Source organism: Candidatus Leptofilum sp., from assembly GCF_965223285.1.
In the GTDB taxonomy this organism is placed as follows: Bacteria; Chloroflexota; Anaerolineae; order Promineifilales; family Promineifilaceae; genus Leptofilum.
Genome location: NZ_OZ244997.1, coordinates 5,976,657 through 5,993,049 on the forward strand (window position 1 = coordinate 5,976,657; position 16,393 = coordinate 5,993,049).

Below are 16,393 nucleotides of genomic sequence, written 5' to 3' on the forward strand. Positions count from 1 at the left end.
CTATCTTTATGGAATTTTGGTAGACAGTTTTATAACTGCTCTGCCTCTGATTTTCCGCACCTTTTCTAGAGGAGAAAAATAATGAAGAAGGTATGGTTTTTGCTCACGACAATTTTGTTCTTATTGGCTGCTTGTAGTGTCGATAACACGAACACCGAGAGCATTGAACCCTCACCAGAGACCTCTGCTGTTGAAGAATTGGTATCCGAGCCAACGGCCGTGCCTGAACCCACCGACACACCAACCCCACCAGAAGACCCATTGCCTGAGCTGACCGAAGCACTACAAGGGATTGTAGACACGTGGGTTAACGAAAATGGCCTGCCTAGCGTCATTTTGATGGTGGATATGCCGGATCAAAATTACAGTTTCGCCGGGGGAGCCGGTCTAGCTGACCAAGAGGCAGGGGAGGCAATATTGCCAGATGGTCAATTTATCATTTCCAGCATGACCAAGACGTTTACGGCCGTAACCATTCTCAAGCTGGTAGAGCAGGGCAAACTCTCTCTGGATGACCCGCTCAGCCTTTACATTCCTGAAGAGTACACCGCTCGCCTATTGATGGTTGATGGCGAATCGTATGGCGAAATGATCACTGTGCGGCAATTGCTTAACCACACCAGCGGGCTGGGCGATTTCTCCAACGGCGTCGATGAGGACGGCAACGGTATCTCTGACTTCAAGGAGCTGGTGTTGGCTGAGCCAGACACCATGTGGGATGAAGCAATGGTGTTGGAGTGGGCCATCGAAAATGCAGCACCGCTGGGGCAACCGGGTGAAGTATATGGGTATGGGGATACCAATTATCAGTTGCTGGGCATGATCATTGAAGCAACTTCCGGGATGACGCTGGCGGAGGCGTATCGACAGCTCATTTTTGAGCCGCTGGGGATGACGCATACTTATTTTGAGTTTGAGGAGCCAGTGGTTGAAGGTGTGAACGGCCGTGCTGTCAGCAATGCCTATTTCAATGGCGTGCTGTGGAATGAGCTAGATAGCCATTCTTACGAGTGGGGTTCCGGCGGGTTGGTCTCCACTGCTGCCGATATGAACCGCTTTTTGTGGGCCTGGGTCAACGGCGACCTGTTTGACGATCCTGCCAGCCAGGAAGAGATGACAGCTTGGGTAACTACGCCCGACTGTGGCACATCTTACGGGATGGGACTTTACCGCTTTATCTACGAAGAGTGTGATATTCCTGGTATTGGTGAAAACATTGGCCACGGTGGTTTGTTCAACAGCTTTGCTTTCTATTGGCCAGAGCAAAACGCCACCCTCATTGGCACGCTGAACAGCAATGAGCCATCTCTCGGCTTTTTAGGCATTATGATTGAGGTGATGTTTACAGTGCAAGGCTTTACGGCCGAATAAAGACAATCAGTTTTCATCTTGAGCAGCCTGCCAACATCGGATGAGGGTCGGGTTGGAGGCGATAATCTGGATGAAGTTCTGTTCGATTATCGCCTCCATCTTCACTTCACTGAGCTGGCGGCGCCGAGCCATCTTTGCCGTAACCTGTTGAATAAGGCCAGGCGTGCCTGGTTGATGCGCAAAATGTTTATACGCACCGGGGTTGTCAGTTTCGGTTAGTAATCTATCTTGGGGGATGGCCGCCAAGATTTTTTCGATTTTCTTGCCGTAAAGCAGCTCCACACCAAAAGTGAAGTAAGCACCTACCGCCAAATAGCGGTCGATCAGGTTTAGTGGCCCGGCGTACCAATGTACAATGGGGGTGGGTGGTTGGAACTGTTCCAGGCGTTGCAATACGGCCGTTTCTGCCCCCAGCCCATGAATATTGACGATTTTTTGTTGGGATACGGATGAAGCTCTCTGATGAATTTTTTGTAGGGGATGATCCAGACGCGCCCGGTAATCTATTTTTCGGTCCGCTGTAAACCAGGTATCGCTTGAAAATTTCGCAGGCCGGGAATCATAAAAGAACACGCTTCCCGGCCTGTTTTGTTTAACTTGCCGGTTCTTGGCTGCCTGAAAGTTTAGTTGGTAATCTGCAGCAGTTTATGCCAGGCGGTTCACATTGTTCAAATCTTCAAACGCTTGCTTCAAGCGGGCACGGAACGAGTCTTCAGCCACGCGCAGCCATTTGCGCGGATCGTAGAACTTCTTATTAGGTACATCATCCCCGTCCGGGTTGCCGATTTGACCTTGCAGATAGCCATGATTCTTCTGCTCATAGCCACGCACGCCGTTCCAGAAGGCCCATTGCAGGTCAGTGTCGATGTTCATTTTGATTGCGCCGTAGGAGATTGCTTCTGCAATTTCTTCCGGGCTGGAGCCAGAACCGCCGTGGAACACAAAGTTAATTGGTTTCTCTTCCGTGCCGAACTTCTCTTGCACGTAAACTTGAGAATTGTGGAGGATGATAGGGCGAAGCTGCACGTTACCCGGTTTGTAGACACCGTGTACATTGCCAAAAGCGGCCGCAATGGTGAATTTGTCGCTCACTTTCATCAATTGTTCGTAAGCGTAGGCCACCTCTTCTGGCTGGGTGTACAGACGAGAGCTGTCTACGTCGGTGTTGTCTACGCCGTCTTCCTCACCGCCAGTGATGCCCAGCTCAATCTCCAAGGTCATGCCCATTTTGCTCATACGCTCTAGATAACGCTGGCAAATCTCCACATTTTCTTCAATTGGCTCTTCAGATAGGTCTAGCATATGAGAGCTGTAAAGCGGGATGCCGTGTGCTTTGTAAAACGCCTCGCCAGCGTCCAGCATGCCATCAATCCAGGGCAGCAGCTTTTTAGCCGCATGGTCGGTATGCAAAATGACGCGGGTGCCATACAGAGCCGCTACCTGATGCACATGATGCGCCCCGGAGACTGCCCCGGCAACGGCCGCTTGCTGATTTTCATTGCTCAACCCTTTACCGGCAAAAAAGACCGCGCCCCCATTGGAATATTGTAAAATTACCGGTGAGTTGAGATCGCGTGCTGTTTCCAGCACGGCATTAGTGCTGTTGGTACCGACTACGTTCGCTGCCGGCAGCGCATAGTTGTTGGCCTTGGCGTGAGCAAAAACTTCTTGAACCTGATCACCAGTGATAACACCGGCTGGTAAATGGCTTAATCCTGACATCAGAAACTCTCCTTAATCTTGATGGCGAATAAAATGTGCAGATGTTGCTGCACGGCAAAATAAGTCACTCCCCAAATCAATTGGGAACATTATTTTCAATGTGAACCTGTGGTGTCTAAAATATTCCCAGCATAAGTATGCAAAGAAATGGGCCAAAAAGCCACTCTTTTTAGCATAACAATCCCTGTCATTTATCATACTTGTTATGCAAATAGCGTAATCGCCCACGTAAGGAATTATCATTATTGTGCAGTGAAATAGCAAACTTCACAGACGTATTCAGGAATAATAAACTACGGAAACGGCCGCATGACAGCTAAAGCCCCGTGCTGCTATCCTGACAGCCAAAAGCAACACCCATACAGGAGCGTTATGGCATATCAGCGAATTGTTGTGAAATTGGGAACCAGCGTACTCACTGGTGGCACGCCCAAACTGGATCACCCCCACATGGTAGAGCTGGTGCGCCAATGTGCTGAGCTCTATCGCCAACGGAAAGATATGATTATTTGCACGTCTGGGGCGATTGCGGTGGGACGGCATCGGCTGGGGTTCCCGGATTTGCCCAATACGGTAGCTAACAAGCAGATGCTTGCTGCTGTCGGGCAAAGTCGCCTCATGCAGATGTGGGAGCGGTATTTTGAGATTTATGACATCCATGTGGGCCAAATGTTGTTAACGCGAGCAGATGTTACCAACCGCAAGCGGTATCTCAACGCGCGGGACACGCTGCTGACGCTACTGGAAAATCGCATTGTGCCTGTCATTAACGAAAATGATGCCGTTGCCACTGAAGAAATCAAGGTAGGTGACAATGATAATCTCTCCGCATTGGTTTCCACCCTGGCAGAAGCTGATTTGCTGCTGCTGCTCACAGACCAACCTGGCTTGTTCACCGCAGACCCGCGCACCAATCCTGATGCAGAACTCATCCCAGAGGTACATAAGATTGATGAGACGGTCAGGGCGTTGGCGGGTGGCAGCGTGAGTGGCTTGGGCGTAGGGGGGATGGCGACCAAGCTACAGGCGGCCGATGTGGCTCGCAGGGCAGGAGCAGATGTGGTAATTGCCGCTGGCAGTGCGCCAAATGTCATTGCGCGTATTGCCGGGGGTGAGTCTGTTGGAACCCGGTTTCCCGCTTTGGAGAACCCGCTGGAAAACCGGAAACGCTGGATTTTTGCGGGACGCAAACCGCAGGGCTGTGTGCAGGTTGATGTGGGCGCGGCGCGAGCATTGTTGGAAAACGGCCGTTCCCTGTTGCCTGCGGGGATTACGGCCGTTTCTGGTACATTTAATCGTGGAGACTCCATTTGCATCGAAGGGCCAGATGGGAAAGAATTGGCGCGAGGCATCGCTCGTTATGCAAGCAATGATTTGCAGCAAATTGCGGGAATGCACTCCGACCAGGTTGAAGCAAAACTAGGCTACGGCTACGGGCCAGTGGCAGTGCATCGAAACGATTTGATCCTGTTATAGATTTTGGCCACAGAGAACACAGAGAGTTTAGAGAATTTTCTCTTTTTCCTCTGTGTTCTCTGTGGCCAGTTTGGGAGATTATGATGACTGATTTAATAGCGATGGGGAAAGCAGCCAAAGCCGCAGGGCGCGTATTGGCAACCCTGACAACAGATGAGAAGAATGCTGCGCTGATGGCCATTGCCGATGAGTTGGAGGCGCAAACAGAGACGGTTTTGGCTCAGAACGCGCTGGATATTGCAGACGGCCGTAAAAAAGGACTCAGCGAGGGATTACTGGATCGGTTACTGCTCACCGAAGCGCGGATGGCTGGATTGGCCGCAGATACGCGCAATGTGGTGAATCTGCCCGATCCGGTGGGTGCGGAGTTTGACAGCCGCGTTTTGCCCAACGGCTTGCGCCTTAGCCGCCGCCGCATTCCTGTGGGTGTGCTGGGTGTCATTTATGAAGCCCGCCCCAATGTGACCATAGACATTGCCACGCTGTGCTTAAAAACAGGCAACGCTGCCATCATGCGCGGCGGCAGCGAGACGATGCGGAGCAATTTGGCATTGGTCAACGTGATTCAGGGTGCTTTAGAGAAAGTTGGGTTGCCAAGTACGGCCGTGCAGTACATTGACAATCCTGACCGCGCTCTGGTGGCCGAAATGATGCGCTTGGACAAATACATCGACATGCTCATCCCCCGTGGTGGGGCAGGGCTGCACCGCCTCTGCCGCGAGCAGGCCACCATTCCTGTTATCACGGGCGGCATTGGCATTTGCCACGTCTTTGTGGATGAGAGTGCCGATCAGGAGAAGGCACTAGACATCATTGAGAACGCCAAGGTGCAGCGACCCAGCGTCTGCAATGCGCTGGACACGGTGCTGGTACATCCCGCCATCGCCGACGATTTTTTGCCCAAAGTAGCCAGCCGAATGGCGCAAAATGACGTGGAGCTGCGCCCTGCTGGCCGTGCCTTAGACATTCTGGGCGGCAACGGGCATGGGGCTAAAGTAGTACCCGCTGGCCCTAATGATTTCAGCACAGAGTGGATGAGCCTGATTTTGGGCGTGAAGATTATGGAACTAGACGAGGCGATTGATCATATTGATGCTCACAGCATGGACCATAGTGACAGTATTGTGACCAACAATTGGCGCAACGCCACCAAATTTGTGAACGAGGTGAACAGTTCAGCCGTTTTTGTAAACGCCAGCACGCGCTTCAACGATGGTGGGCAGTTTGGTCTTGGGGCTGAGGTTGCCGTGAGTACGCAAAAGCTCCATGCACGCGGCCCGATGGGTCTGGAAGAGCTGACGACCTACAAGTGGGTTTGTTTTGGGGATGGGCATATACGCCCGTAGTCAACACCACAATCTCTACCGAAAATTTGAAAGCACATGGCGAAACGGCCGTGTGCTTTTTGTTTGTCTCATGAGAAGAATTTGAGAGTCTGTTTGCAGTTAGTGCAAGAGAGAGAGGTGTTCATCATGAATTTTGTACAATAGGCCATAGGCGAAATCACACATAAAAAGGAGACAATCATGGAAATCGGTTTACAAATCCCATCATTTAAGTATCCCAATGGATCAAGAGCAATTCGTCCAAAGCTAAAGGAAATTGTAACAACTTCTGAAGCATGTGGCTTCCACAGCCTGTGGGTCATGGATCATTACTATCAAATTGAAAATCTTTTTGGCGAGGCCTATAACGACCCAATGCTTGAGAGTTATACAACCCTTGGCTATTTTGCCGGATTGACTGAGAAAGCGTACCTTGGCGTTTTGGTAACAGGGGTTATTTATCGACATCCGTCTGTTTTGCTAAAAATGGTAAACACATTGGATATTCTTTCAGGAGGCCGTGCTTATTTGGGCATTGGGGCGGCTTGGTATGAGGGGGAAGCCAAAGGATATGGCATACCATACCCTAGCACAAGCGAACGCTTCGAGATGTTAGAAGAGAATTTGCAACTGGCAAAAGAGTTATGGTCGTCAGATGAAGGCAGCTTTGCTGGCAAACACTTCAACGTACCCAAGATAACCAATAATCCGCGACCTTTAAGTGACCCCCATCCGCGTATTATGATTGGGGGCATGGGGCCAAAAAAGACGCTGCGCATGGTGGCTCAATACGCAGATGCCTGTAACTTCTTTGAAGGTGCCGGAATGGAGCGTGTGCAACAAGCAATTGACACCTTAAAGAGACATTGTGAAAACTTAAACCGTGATTATGATACCGTTGAAAAAACATCCCTGGGCACGGTCCACCTAGCGGATGGCCATGACACAGTTGATGGTGTTTTGGAGCGCGTAAAAAATCTGTCTGCGATGGGTTTCACACATGCCATTTTCAATATGCCCAATGTTTACGAAATAACGCCATTAGAAACTTTCGCCAGAGAAATAATTCCAATGGCAAAAGAGTTGTAATTAGAATTTGTACAGGAGGTGCATTAACAAGTTGTCAGGCAACTGATTCACTCACGCAAAGACGCCAAGGCGCAATAAAACCCGGCGTCTTCGCGCCTTGGCGTGAAATTCACTGACATCTCTTTTATGCACCCTGTACATCGGACGTTGCTGTTGTGGGTTGAGCAAGGTATGATTCGCGCTCATGACAGAGATCATTCAGCGTGAGCCAAACAAACCTATTGTTTTCGGTGTTGCGGGTGGCACAGCCTCCGGCAAAACAACGGTTGCCAGAGCCATTTTAGAAGCGGTTGGTGCTTCACAGATTGCCTATATGCCCCACGATGCCTACTATCGTGACCAACCGCAGCTTTCTTTTGAGGAGCGCACCCAACTTAACTACGATCATCCCAATTCGCTGGAAACCAAGTTGATGGTGAAGCAAATCAAGCAGCTTTTGGCTGGGAAGGCGGTTAATGTGCCTGTGTACGACTTTACAGCACACCGCCGTACCGAGGAGACGGTTCTGGTAGAGCCAGCTCCTATCATTTTGGTAGATGGCATTCTAATATTCACCAAACGACGACTGCGTGAACTGATGGACATCAAGGTTTATGTGGATACTGACCCTGATGTTCGCTTTATCCGGCGCTTGCAGCGAGATATGGAGGAACGCGGCCGTTCTTTGCAATCGGTAGTGACGCAATATCTGGAAACAGTGCGCCCTATGCACTTGAAGTTTGTAGAGCCAAGCAAGCGGTTTGCTGACGTGATTATTCCTAACGGAGGGCTAAACCGGGTGGCGATGGAGATGGTGGTGAGCCAACTGCGGGCGTTGCTGCCGGAATAAATATTTGCCACAGAGTTCATAGAGGATTTTGAAATGTTTGTGCTGTTTGTGCCAGGTGGCGATATTGGGTGAGGGTAGCAACGGCCGTTTTCTCCCAGGAAAATTTGGCTGCCTGTTCCTGCCCCTTTTGTGCCAGTACCGTTAATGCGGCTTCGTCTTGCAGTAATGTTTGCAATGTCTGTGCTATCTGCTGGGTGTTGGTCGGGTCAAAATAGGCAACGGCTTCACCGCCCACTTCTGGCAGGCTCGATGTGTTGGCGCAGGCGACGGCCGTTCCGCAAGCCATCGCTTCTAGAACTGGGAGACCAAACCCCTCGACTAAGCTGGGAAACACAAATAGCGTGGCTCCGCTGTAGAGCGCGGGCAAATCAACATCCTCAACCGCGCCAATAAATTTGATGTGCTCAGTGAGTTTTTGTTGGGAAACGGCCGTTTTCACCTCGCCGTATCGCGCATCCCAAGCCCCGGCGATGATAAGTGGGGGGGCATCAGCCACAGCTTGAACCACTTCTGCCCAGGCATCAACCAATCGCAATAAATTTTTATGTGGTTTATTGATGCCCAAGTAAAGTACGTACCGATCTGGTAAACTGCGTTTTTGGCGCAGTGTAGCAATAATCGCTTCTGTCTGGGGCTTAAATCTATCATCTGCCGCCAGCGGAAACGCAGCAATTTTCGTGTAGCTAATATAATGCGCTGCCAAAAACGCCTGCTTCGTCGCCTCAGAAATCGCCAGAAGGCGGCTGGCAGCTCTTAGCGACAGCCGTGTTGCCAGGCGGGCAAATAATTGCGCCCTGAACGATACAAGCTGCGGGAATTGCTCTGGAATCAGATCGTACAGCGTGAGCAGGGTGGGCACACCGGGACGGTAAGGCATAAGGTAGTAAGCACTGTGGTAAATAGTTGCATCAAGTTGGCGAAGCAGACGCGGTAGTTGCCACTGCTGGGCGAGAGAGAAAGGCGAAACGGTCGTGGCAACTACCGCTACATTGTTACTAGCCTCAGGCAGGGGCCAACTATCTTCTTGAGGACGGTGGAGCAGCACAAGCTGCTCATCTGCCGCCAGCAGAGGCACCAAATGACGGGCAAGTTGGCTAACGTACCGCCCGATGCCTGGAAAATGCGCGGTGGCAGTGCGTGCATCCAAAACATATCGTTTCATGATCGGCTCGCCACTGAGTTTTGTAGCACAGATGAGAATTTTACGGCCGTTTGCTGAATCGTAAACAGTTCTTCAACCCGCGCGCGGCCAGCTATGCCTAGCTGCTGGCCATACTCTGGGTTTGTAATGAGCGTGCTCACGCCATTGGCTAATGCCATTTCATCAGCAGGGGGAACTAGCAACCCTGTAGCTTCATGCTGCACAATCTCTGGCAATGCGCCATGAGCAAACGCTACCACGGGCTTACCTGTGGCCATTGCTTCAATGTTGACCAAGCCAAATGGCTCTGGATCACCAGAATGAACAAATATATCCATTGCTGCCAGCGCGTCACGCACGTCTGCCAGATGACCCGTAAAATGCACTTTCTTTTCCAACTGGCGTTGTTGGGCAATTCCTCGCAAAAAATCCGCATAGCCATTATCAAACTCAAAAACAAAACCACCTACAATAACAAAAATCGCGTTTGGATGGGTAGGGGAGACAGTCGCTGCCATCTTAATAAATCGATGCTGCCCTTTCCACGGCCGTAAGCGCCCCACAATGCCTATCAGTGGCGCATCTTTGGGAATGCCATATGCTTGCCTGAAGGGATTACCGTCACGTTCAACGGAAAATTTGCCCAAATCGAGACCATTGTGAATGATCGTCACATTGCCACAAGGCAAATGTTTAGCTGTGGCGGCAGAATTGACAATAACCTGAGTAGCCGCAGCACACAATGCTTTTTTTAGCAGTGTATCTATTTGGCGATAACGAGGTGCAGCTTCACTCAGCCAGAAATCCCGCATGTGCCACAGAAACGGCCGTTTGCACAGTTTTGCTGCCAAGGATGAATAAAAGGCGGCTCGCACCGTATTAGCAACAATCGCTCTCACCTCTAATTTGTTAGCAAGCAGGGCCAATTTGCGTGCATTTTGGAACCAATCCAGGCCTACTAAGACAGAGCGGCGTAGCCGAGGCAACGGCAAATAGTGACAAGGAACGCCAAGCTGTTGGGCTGCTTCTGCTAAATCACCGGCTGGGCACGCCAGGTGCGGCTGCCAAACTGTCTTGTCTAAATGCTGCATCAACAACAGCAAGCTGTGTTCTGCGCCACCGAGCCGTTGGGCGTGGTCTACAAACAAGATGGGTGCGGGCATCAAAGATTCCACAGAGAAGATGGAGACGGATCATTGATCATCTACGCTAGTTTATCCTAATACAGTGTTGTTTACGATGCCGTCATCCACTGGATTAATTCGGGTCGATGGTTTGCAGCGGGTGTTATAAAATAGAGTTGTATGATACCGAGTATTGAACAAATCCAATTTGAAGAAAATAAAGAACGCTTGAAGGTTGTTTTGCCAGCAAAAACCCATTGGGTTTACCTGATTTTGTACAGCATTATGCTTCTAGTTTGGGTTGGCATGGCAATTTATGGTCTCATCTTTACCGTGCAAATGGCATTTTCCGGCGAGCGGTTTGCCTTTGTATTTACCGTGATGTTGGTGTTGTTGCTATATCCTTTGTACCGCTTGGGCAAAACGGTGTGGGGGCAGTGGCAATATTACGCGGCTAATCGTGAGATTTTATTCATTCACAAGGAAATGCTGATTTTACGGCGACCGGTTTCCATTTTTGGCATCACAATGGCATTCGACAAAGCCCACGTGACGCCATTTTATTATAGCGATAAGCATCATTGCCCCGCCTTTGACTACGGTCATCAGCACGTTTATTTTGGTCACGATTTGCCCTTAGATTCCGCAGGACGTTTAATTGGCTACTTAAATGCGCGTTACTATCCGCATTTTGACGACGATGATGAATAGTTGGCCGAGCAAAAACAATGCCTACAAGTAGAGCGAACGATTCCCCTTTGGTAACTGGCACACAGCTACGCCAGTTGGCCGCTTACATCCCAGCCACCCTGGCTGACCGCATTATGCGCCACGGCTTGCCAACGCCAGGAGAGCCACGGTCGCTGATGGCCGCCACGCTCTTCTCAGATATTTCTGGCTTCACGCGCATGTCTGAGGAGCTTGCATCGGATGGGCCGCGCGGCGCGGAAGAGCTGAACCGCGTTTTGTTAGTCACCTTCACGGCTATGATCGACGTGATTCATGAGTTGGGTGGGGCGGTCAATCATTTTTATGGGGATGCAATGTCGGTTTATTTCCCCGACACAGATGGCACGGCTGCCCAACGGGCTTTGGTGTGCGCCCAAATGATGCAGCAGCTCATGCTTACCAGCTTTAATCGCGTAGTAACGAATCGGCCACCGGGGAAGCATCCATTTTTTGAGCTGACGATTAAGATTGGGGTGGGATACGGCCGTTGCCAGGAACTCGTCGTAGGGGATCCACAACAAAGTTTGGAATTTGTGCTCACAGGTGAAGCCGTAGATGAAGCAGCCATGGCTGAGCATCAGGCAAGCTCCGGCGACATCATCGCATCGGCTGCCGTAATGATACAGGCTGGTTTACTTGCCAACAAGGATTACCAGAAAATGGATACGGCCGTTCCCCAGCCAGAAACGCAACCAATTCTTCATTGGGACAGCTATGACGATGCTGCCCAACAGCGTCTGGCCAAAGTGATTTTGCCCTTTGTACCTCCCGCACTTTTCCGCCGTCTGGTCGCTACTGGGGCCACCGAAATGGCCGAACATCGCCCCGTTACCACCATTTTTGTCCAGTTTGATTACAAAAATCGGCAGGAAACAACGTCCGATATTGAAACGGCCGATATGGGACAACAGCTCCAGAAATATTATGAATGGGCTAGTGGGGTCGTAAGCCGCTTTGGGCAAGAAAATGCACGGGTGAATCGCGTGCTTACTGGTGACAAAGGAAACCAATTACATATCATGTTTGGTGCCCCGGTTGCCCCGGATGCGCCAGAGCAGGCGTTGCGCTGCTTGCTTGCCTTGCAGCGAGAGAAACCCAGCTTTATTAGCGCACAGCGGATTGGCGTGGCCGTGGGTAAGGTATTTGCGGGGCCGGTTGGTTCATCGGCGCGGCGTGAGTACACGGTGGTGGGTGATGTCGTGAATTTGTCGGCGCGACTGATGCAGGTGTGTGAACCTGGCACTATTTTGACCGACCAGATTATGGCAGAACGAACGCAGCAAGTTATTGAATTTGAGTCGCTGCCACCCATGCATCTGAAAGGTAAGCAAACGGCCGTAACGCCACATCTGGTTCAACGGGATCGGGCCGCAACGACCTTGATGAATGCATATGTAGATCGGTGGGAACGGCCGTTAGTAGGTCGCGAGAATGAGCTGGATTTATTGTTAGGGGGAATGGATGCTGCTTTGCGTGGTGTTGGGGGCGCAACGGCCGTTTACGGTGGCACGGGGGTGGGTAAATCACGATTGCTGGCCGCCGGTGTGCGCCATTGGCTGTCTAACGGCGGGCTGGGGCTAATTGGCGTCTGCTATCCGCACACTAATGACACACCATACAGCCCTTGGCGAGATGTTTGGCGAGAATATTTTGGATTAACCGATGGTCAGTCAATTGATCAACAAGTTTCGGCCGTAACCACCCGAACGATAGCCTTGCTTCCAGATGCAAATGAAGATGTTGGTTTGTGGCGGGAACTGCTAGGGCTGCCCATACCCCAGTCGGATGCACTAACCGATTTAACGGCGGAGGCGCGACAGGTGCGCTTATTCAGCTTGGTACGGAACTGTGTGCAAGCGATTGCTGCTCAGCAGCCAGTGCTGATTATCCTAGAAGGGTTGCAATGGGCAGACCAAGCAACACTGGCTCTGCTGGACGATTTGGGTGGTCATTTAGAAGAATTGGCAGTTTTTCTGGCAACAACTTTCCGGGCCAGGGAAGATTTGGCATTGGCATTGTTGGAACGGCCGTCTTGCATAGCAATTCCTTTGGTAGATTTATCTCCGGCCTCAGCACGTCAACTCTTGGCACAGCTTGTAGGTGCATCCGAATTGCCCCAGCCCGTTGAGCAGCATCTGGGTATGCGCGACCGAGAGGGGCGCGACAGCCCAGTAAATCCCCTTTTCATGGAAGAAGCCCTGAAGGTAATGATGGGGGCTGGAGTATTGCAGGTAAACGGCCGTGTGCAGGTAAACGAAGCCAAGTTAGCCAAAATGCAAGTGCCAGACACCATTCACGGGCTGCTCCTGGCACGATTAGATCGCCTGCCGCCTGCTGGTCGCGATCTCTTGCAAGTTGCCTCGATTATTGGGCGACAATTTGCTGTAGAGCCGCTACAAGTGATTGCCAAATCACCTACTGAGCAAATCATCCTAAATCTGCTGGCTAAGCTCACAGAATCAGAAATGACACGCCTCATTTCGGCCGCACCAGAGTGGATTTACCTCTTCCAACACGCCATGACGCATGAAGTTGCCTATGAAAGTTTGCCATACGCTCGGCGGCAAAAGCTCCACGCGGCCGTTGCCAATTGGTTAGCTGATAAATATGCACAAAACCTCAAGCCACTACATCCCATGCTGGCTTACCATCATAGCCGCGCCGCCAACCACAAGCAGGCACTCCACTACGCCATCCTGGCTGCTGACGAAGCCCGCAACATCTTTGCCAATCGCGAAGCAATCGACCTGTACAACCTGGCAGAAACACACCTAACCGCGCTTGATGATGATGAATTGTGGGAAACGGCCGTACACCTTTGTCTGTCACGCGGTAACGTCCTCATTTTGCTAGGTGATTTGGCTACGGCTTTTGCCGATGCAGAAAAAGCACTGGATTTGGCACAGGAAAACGGCGATGAAGGGTCAACGGCCGTAGCTTACAACCTTATGGCTGAAATCCGTTATCGCCAGGGTGCCTTCGATGAAGTGCAAACACTTACTAAAAAAATCTTCATTGATTTAAGCAAAGCGGCAGGAAACGATCAATTAGCTCGCGCCTACATTTGGGCAGGGTGGTCTGCTAGCTCAAAGTTAAACTATGCAACTGCATTAGATTATTTGGAAAAAGCAAAATTAATTTGTCAACAAGAAAATAACAATCACTTGTTGGCAAGGGTTTATGAAGCAATTAGCTTTACACGCTATTCTCAGAAAGAACTTGAATTATCCCTTGATGCAATGCAGGAAGGCGTTAAGCTATCTCGCGAATTTAGCACACCAATTAATATTGGAATTGCGCTTAGCAATGTTGGGTTTGTGCAATTTACGTTGGGGCAATATCAAGAAGCTGTTTCGACATTCAACGAAGCAGTACAAATTGGACAAGAAAGTGGAAAGAATTTATATGCGTTAGCAATGACAAATCGAGCTGCTGCCTATTCTAGGTTGGGTGATTTTGAGGCAGCACTCGTTGATTTTGAGTCTGCGGTCAATTTACTTACGTCAATGAACTATCCCAGTTTGTTAGTTGAAGCCTTATTATTTTGGGGGTTCGAATATTTTAGCCCTTTGCAAAAATGGACGGATGCAAAAAGACGCTTTGAAGAAGCACAACAACTTATAAATTCACAACCTGAAAGTTATATTGAGGAAAAAGCGCGATTGTTAGTTGGGCTTGGGGAGATCGAAATTCGCTCAGGCAGTCTGAATAGTGCTGAGGATCTACTTGAAAAATCCTATCAACTTATTGAACACAAAGAGCTGATTTGGTGGAAGCCCATCACTGAATATTTTCTAGGTGTCCTATACAGAAAAATGGGTCGTGAGGCTGAGGCTTGGGAATATTTGCAAAAGAGTTTAGCTTCTTCCAAAGATGGCAATCCAGATTTTAACGCCTTAGTGCTATTAGAAATGGCTAAGCTAGAGTCCAATCCTGAAGAACGTGACAAGTTATTAGAATCTTGTATTTTGTCTGCAAAAAAGCGGTCTAGATACGCAGACAAGGTGGTTTGTTTAAAACTTGCAGCGCAAATGCTGTTAGAAAGTGAAGATGTACGATCTAAAAATATTGGTAAGGATTGCCTGGCATCGCTTGGCAGCTACGCAATACAAAAAGCGTCTAGATAATCCAGACGCTTTGAAATACCTAATGCATGGGGAGAAATTCTAGCCAGTTCCTGGCATGAAGCCCTTGGTCGTGCGCGAACCAAGACCACCAGCAAATTCGTCAAAATTGTCTTCATCGAGGTTTTCCAGCAGCTTTCGCTCCTCGTCAGATACAGGATAACCTTCCAGAGCTTGATTTAAGTCACTAAATAGTAAAGAGCGAAAATCTTTGTCGGTTACTGCGCGTTCTACAACTTGATCTAATGCTTCAGACACGGTAATCCTCCCGTATTTCAACTAAATTAGTCATTCAACAATATTGTTTTCAGTATTATCTTTCGGCCACCATTTGTCAACGGATGTGGCCTACATTTCTTATGTTATCTACTTAACTTTCACGGTTGCTTACGATCCAGATTTGTTTTGCACGGCCGTTTCTGGAGCTATATCCACATTATCCAGCCACTCACGCACAAGTTGTACACCTAAAACGGGGGCGTAGGTCGAACGGGTAGTGGAAACATCTGCGTGGCCAAGTAACTCCTGAACGACTTCAAGCGGCATTCCATCTCGCAGTAACTGTGTGGCACGGTAGTGACGAAAATCGTGGGCAGAGAGAGAGGGGTCTAGCCGCAGGGATTTGACTGCCTTCTTCACCACATTGTGTGCGCCGGACTGCGTTAAGCGTGCCCCTCGCGCATTGCGGCTGTGGGAGACAAACAGTGCCGGATTGCTGTCGCTTCGCTCTCGCAGGTATGCCTGCATTGTACTTTGGGCATACGGCATGATGTGCAACGTACGCGGACGCTGCCCTTTGCCAATAATGGTGGCGGTTTGAGAACGGCCGTTTCTCACCTGTGTTCGGTTTAATGCCAAAATTTCGGATAGACGTGCGGCCGTCGAGTAGAGCAGATTCACCAATGCCCGATTGCGTAGTAACGATAGTCGCCGATTGTAAGCATCGTTGTGCGGCGGCAGAGGCATACTGTTGTAATAATCCACCACTTGCGGCATCTTTTGGCGAGCCTCATCTAAATCGACGACGGAAGCGGCCTGATTGCGCTCCACACGCCGCCGCTTGCGCTGCTGCGCCAGCTTTCCAAGCTGAATGCCCTCCGGCAGCTGATCAATTCCATCTAAAAAGTGAAGATAGTTTAGAACGGCCGCAGTATACGTGGTGCTGGTTGATTGTGCGCGATTTGCCAATAGCCAACTACGAAAGGCTAGCACATCGGCCGTTTGCAGCGGGGCAGGGGAAAGCGGCCACGCATCTTCCAGATCATGATGTGTGCCGTGCGTTTGCAGCCAATCAGCAAAGGCGCGCAAGCCAGCACGGTAAGCACGCTCAGTTTGCTCACTGTTCAGGCCAACCTCACGCAGGAAAAGCGTCAGTTGTGGAAATGGATGTTCATTTGGAATTTCTCTGCCAGAGCAGGGTAGTGTTTTGTTATGTTTTTGCTTCATGATGAGTAGTATATCAC

General features: G+C 50.1%; 13 protein-coding genes. 7 read left to right on the forward strand and 6 right to left on the reverse strand.

The annotated features are described in order from the left end of the window. Window positions 1-81 precede the first annotated feature (81 nt). On the forward strand, window positions 82-1,371 hold the full coding sequence (locus ACOQPU_RS26720; protein WP_420642876.1) for a serine hydrolase domain-containing protein: 1,290 nt from the start codon (window positions 82-84) through the stop codon (window positions 1,369-1,371). Between the two features lie 6 nt (window positions 1,372-1,377). Here the strand turns inward: ACOQPU_RS26720 and ACOQPU_RS26725 are convergent, their stop codons facing one another. Continuing rightward, entirely contained in the window at window positions 1,378-1,944 is a 567-nt protein-coding gene (locus ACOQPU_RS26725; protein WP_420642877.1) for a TatD family hydrolase, read from the reverse strand. 72 nt (window positions 1,945-2,016) lie between these two features. Continuing rightward, window positions 2,017-3,093, reverse strand: a complete 1,077-nt coding sequence (gene fbaA, locus ACOQPU_RS26730; RefSeq protein WP_420642878.1) for a class II fructose-bisphosphate aldolase — start codon at window positions 3,091-3,093, stop codon at window positions 2,017-2,019. Between the two features lie 372 nt (window positions 3,094-3,465). Here fbaA and proB point away from each other — a divergent pair, with 372 nt between their 5' ends. From proB to udk, 4 genes are all read left to right on the forward strand, one after another. Further along, window positions 3,466-4,569: a glutamate 5-kinase gene (gene proB, locus ACOQPU_RS26735; RefSeq protein ID WP_420642879.1), complete on the forward strand. Its 1,104-nt coding sequence runs from the start codon at window positions 3,466-3,468 to the stop codon at window positions 4,567-4,569. Window positions 4,570-4,652: 83 nt separating this feature from the next. After that, on the forward strand, window positions 4,653-5,915 hold the full coding sequence (locus ACOQPU_RS26740) for a glutamate-5-semialdehyde dehydrogenase (protein ID WP_420645877.1): 1,263 nt from the start codon (window positions 4,653-4,655) through the stop codon (window positions 5,913-5,915). 180 nt (window positions 5,916-6,095) lie between these two features. Further along, window positions 6,096-6,983, forward strand: a complete 888-nt coding sequence (locus ACOQPU_RS26745) for a TIGR03560 family F420-dependent LLM class oxidoreductase (protein ID WP_420642880.1) — start codon at window positions 6,096-6,098, stop codon at window positions 6,981-6,983. Between the two features lie 184 nt (window positions 6,984-7,167). Further along, window positions 7,168-7,812: a uridine kinase gene (gene udk / locus ACOQPU_RS26750; RefSeq protein WP_420642881.1), complete on the forward strand. Its 645-nt coding sequence runs from the start codon at window positions 7,168-7,170 to the stop codon at window positions 7,810-7,812. Between the two features lie 16 nt (window positions 7,813-7,828). Here the strand turns inward: udk and ACOQPU_RS26755 are convergent, their stop codons facing one another. Together ACOQPU_RS26755 and ACOQPU_RS26760 are read right to left on the reverse strand one after the other, a co-directional pair. Next, window positions 7,829-8,974: a glycosyltransferase family 4 protein gene (locus tag ACOQPU_RS26755; protein ID WP_420642882.1), complete on the reverse strand. Its 1,146-nt coding sequence runs from the start codon at window positions 8,972-8,974 to the stop codon at window positions 7,829-7,831. Then, window positions 8,971-10,116 carry a glycosyltransferase family 4 protein gene (locus ACOQPU_RS26760; RefSeq protein ID WP_420642883.1) on the reverse strand — a complete coding sequence of 382 codons (1,146 nt, stop codon included), beginning with the start codon at window positions 10,114-10,116 and terminating at the stop codon, window positions 8,971-8,973. The genes ACOQPU_RS26755 and ACOQPU_RS26760 overlap by 4 nt, the downstream gene beginning before the upstream one ends. Before the next feature lie 201 nt (window positions 10,117-10,317). On the opposite strand from ACOQPU_RS26760, the gene ACOQPU_RS26765 reads away from it, so the two are divergent. Further along, on the forward strand, window positions 10,318-10,788 hold the full coding sequence (locus ACOQPU_RS26765; RefSeq protein WP_420642884.1) for a hypothetical protein: 471 nt from the start codon (window positions 10,318-10,320) through the stop codon (window positions 10,786-10,788). Between the two features lie 17 nt (window positions 10,789-10,805). Further along, entirely contained in the window at window positions 10,806-14,933 is a 4,128-nt protein-coding gene (locus ACOQPU_RS26770; RefSeq protein ID WP_420642885.1) for a tetratricopeptide repeat protein, read from the forward strand. A gap of 39 nt (window positions 14,934-14,972) precedes the next feature. On the opposite strand, the gene ACOQPU_RS26775 is transcribed toward ACOQPU_RS26770, so the two are convergent. Both ACOQPU_RS26775 and ACOQPU_RS26780 read right to left on the reverse strand, forming a co-directional pair. Continuing rightward, entirely contained in the window at window positions 14,973-15,188 is a 216-nt protein-coding gene (locus ACOQPU_RS26775) for an Os1348 family NHLP clan protein (RefSeq protein WP_420642886.1), read from the reverse strand. 129 nt (window positions 15,189-15,317) lie between these two features. Next, window positions 15,318-16,376, reverse strand: a complete 1,059-nt coding sequence (locus tag ACOQPU_RS26780) for a tyrosine-type recombinase/integrase (RefSeq protein ID WP_420642887.1) — start codon at window positions 16,374-16,376, stop codon at window positions 15,318-15,320. Window positions 16,377-16,393: the final 17 nt, after the last annotated feature.

Coding starts and splice junctions, on each gene's coding strand:
- ACOQPU_RS26720 (WP_420642876.1), top strand. CDS start 82: ATGAAGAAGGTATGGTTTTTGCTCACGACAATTTTGTTCTTATTGGCT.
- fbaA (WP_420642878.1), bottom strand. CDS start 3,093: ATGTCAGGATTAAGCCATTTACCAGCCGGTGTTATCACTGGTGATCAG.
- proB (WP_420642879.1), top strand. CDS start 3,466: ATGGCATATCAGCGAATTGTTGTGAAATTGGGAACCAGCGTACTCACT.
- ACOQPU_RS26740 (WP_420645877.1), top strand. CDS start 4,653: ATGACTGATTTAATAGCGATGGGGAAAGCAGCCAAAGCCGCAGGGCGC.
- ACOQPU_RS26745 (WP_420642880.1), top strand. CDS start 6,096: ATGGAAATCGGTTTACAAATCCCATCATTTAAGTATCCCAATGGATCA.
- udk (WP_420642881.1), top strand. CDS start 7,168: ATGACAGAGATCATTCAGCGTGAGCCAAACAAACCTATTGTTTTCGGT.
- ACOQPU_RS26755 (WP_420642882.1), bottom strand. CDS start 8,974: ATGAAACGATATGTTTTGGATGCACGCACTGCCACCGCGCATTTTCCA.
- ACOQPU_RS26760 (WP_420642883.1), bottom strand. CDS start 10,116: ATGCCCGCACCCATCTTGTTTGTAGACCACGCCCAACGGCTCGGTGGC.
- ACOQPU_RS26770 (WP_420642885.1), top strand. CDS start 10,806: ATGCCTACAAGTAGAGCGAACGATTCCCCTTTGGTAACTGGCACACAG.
- ACOQPU_RS26780 (WP_420642887.1), bottom strand. CDS start 16,376: ATGAAGCAAAAACATAACAAAACACTACCCTGCTCTGGCAGAGAAATT.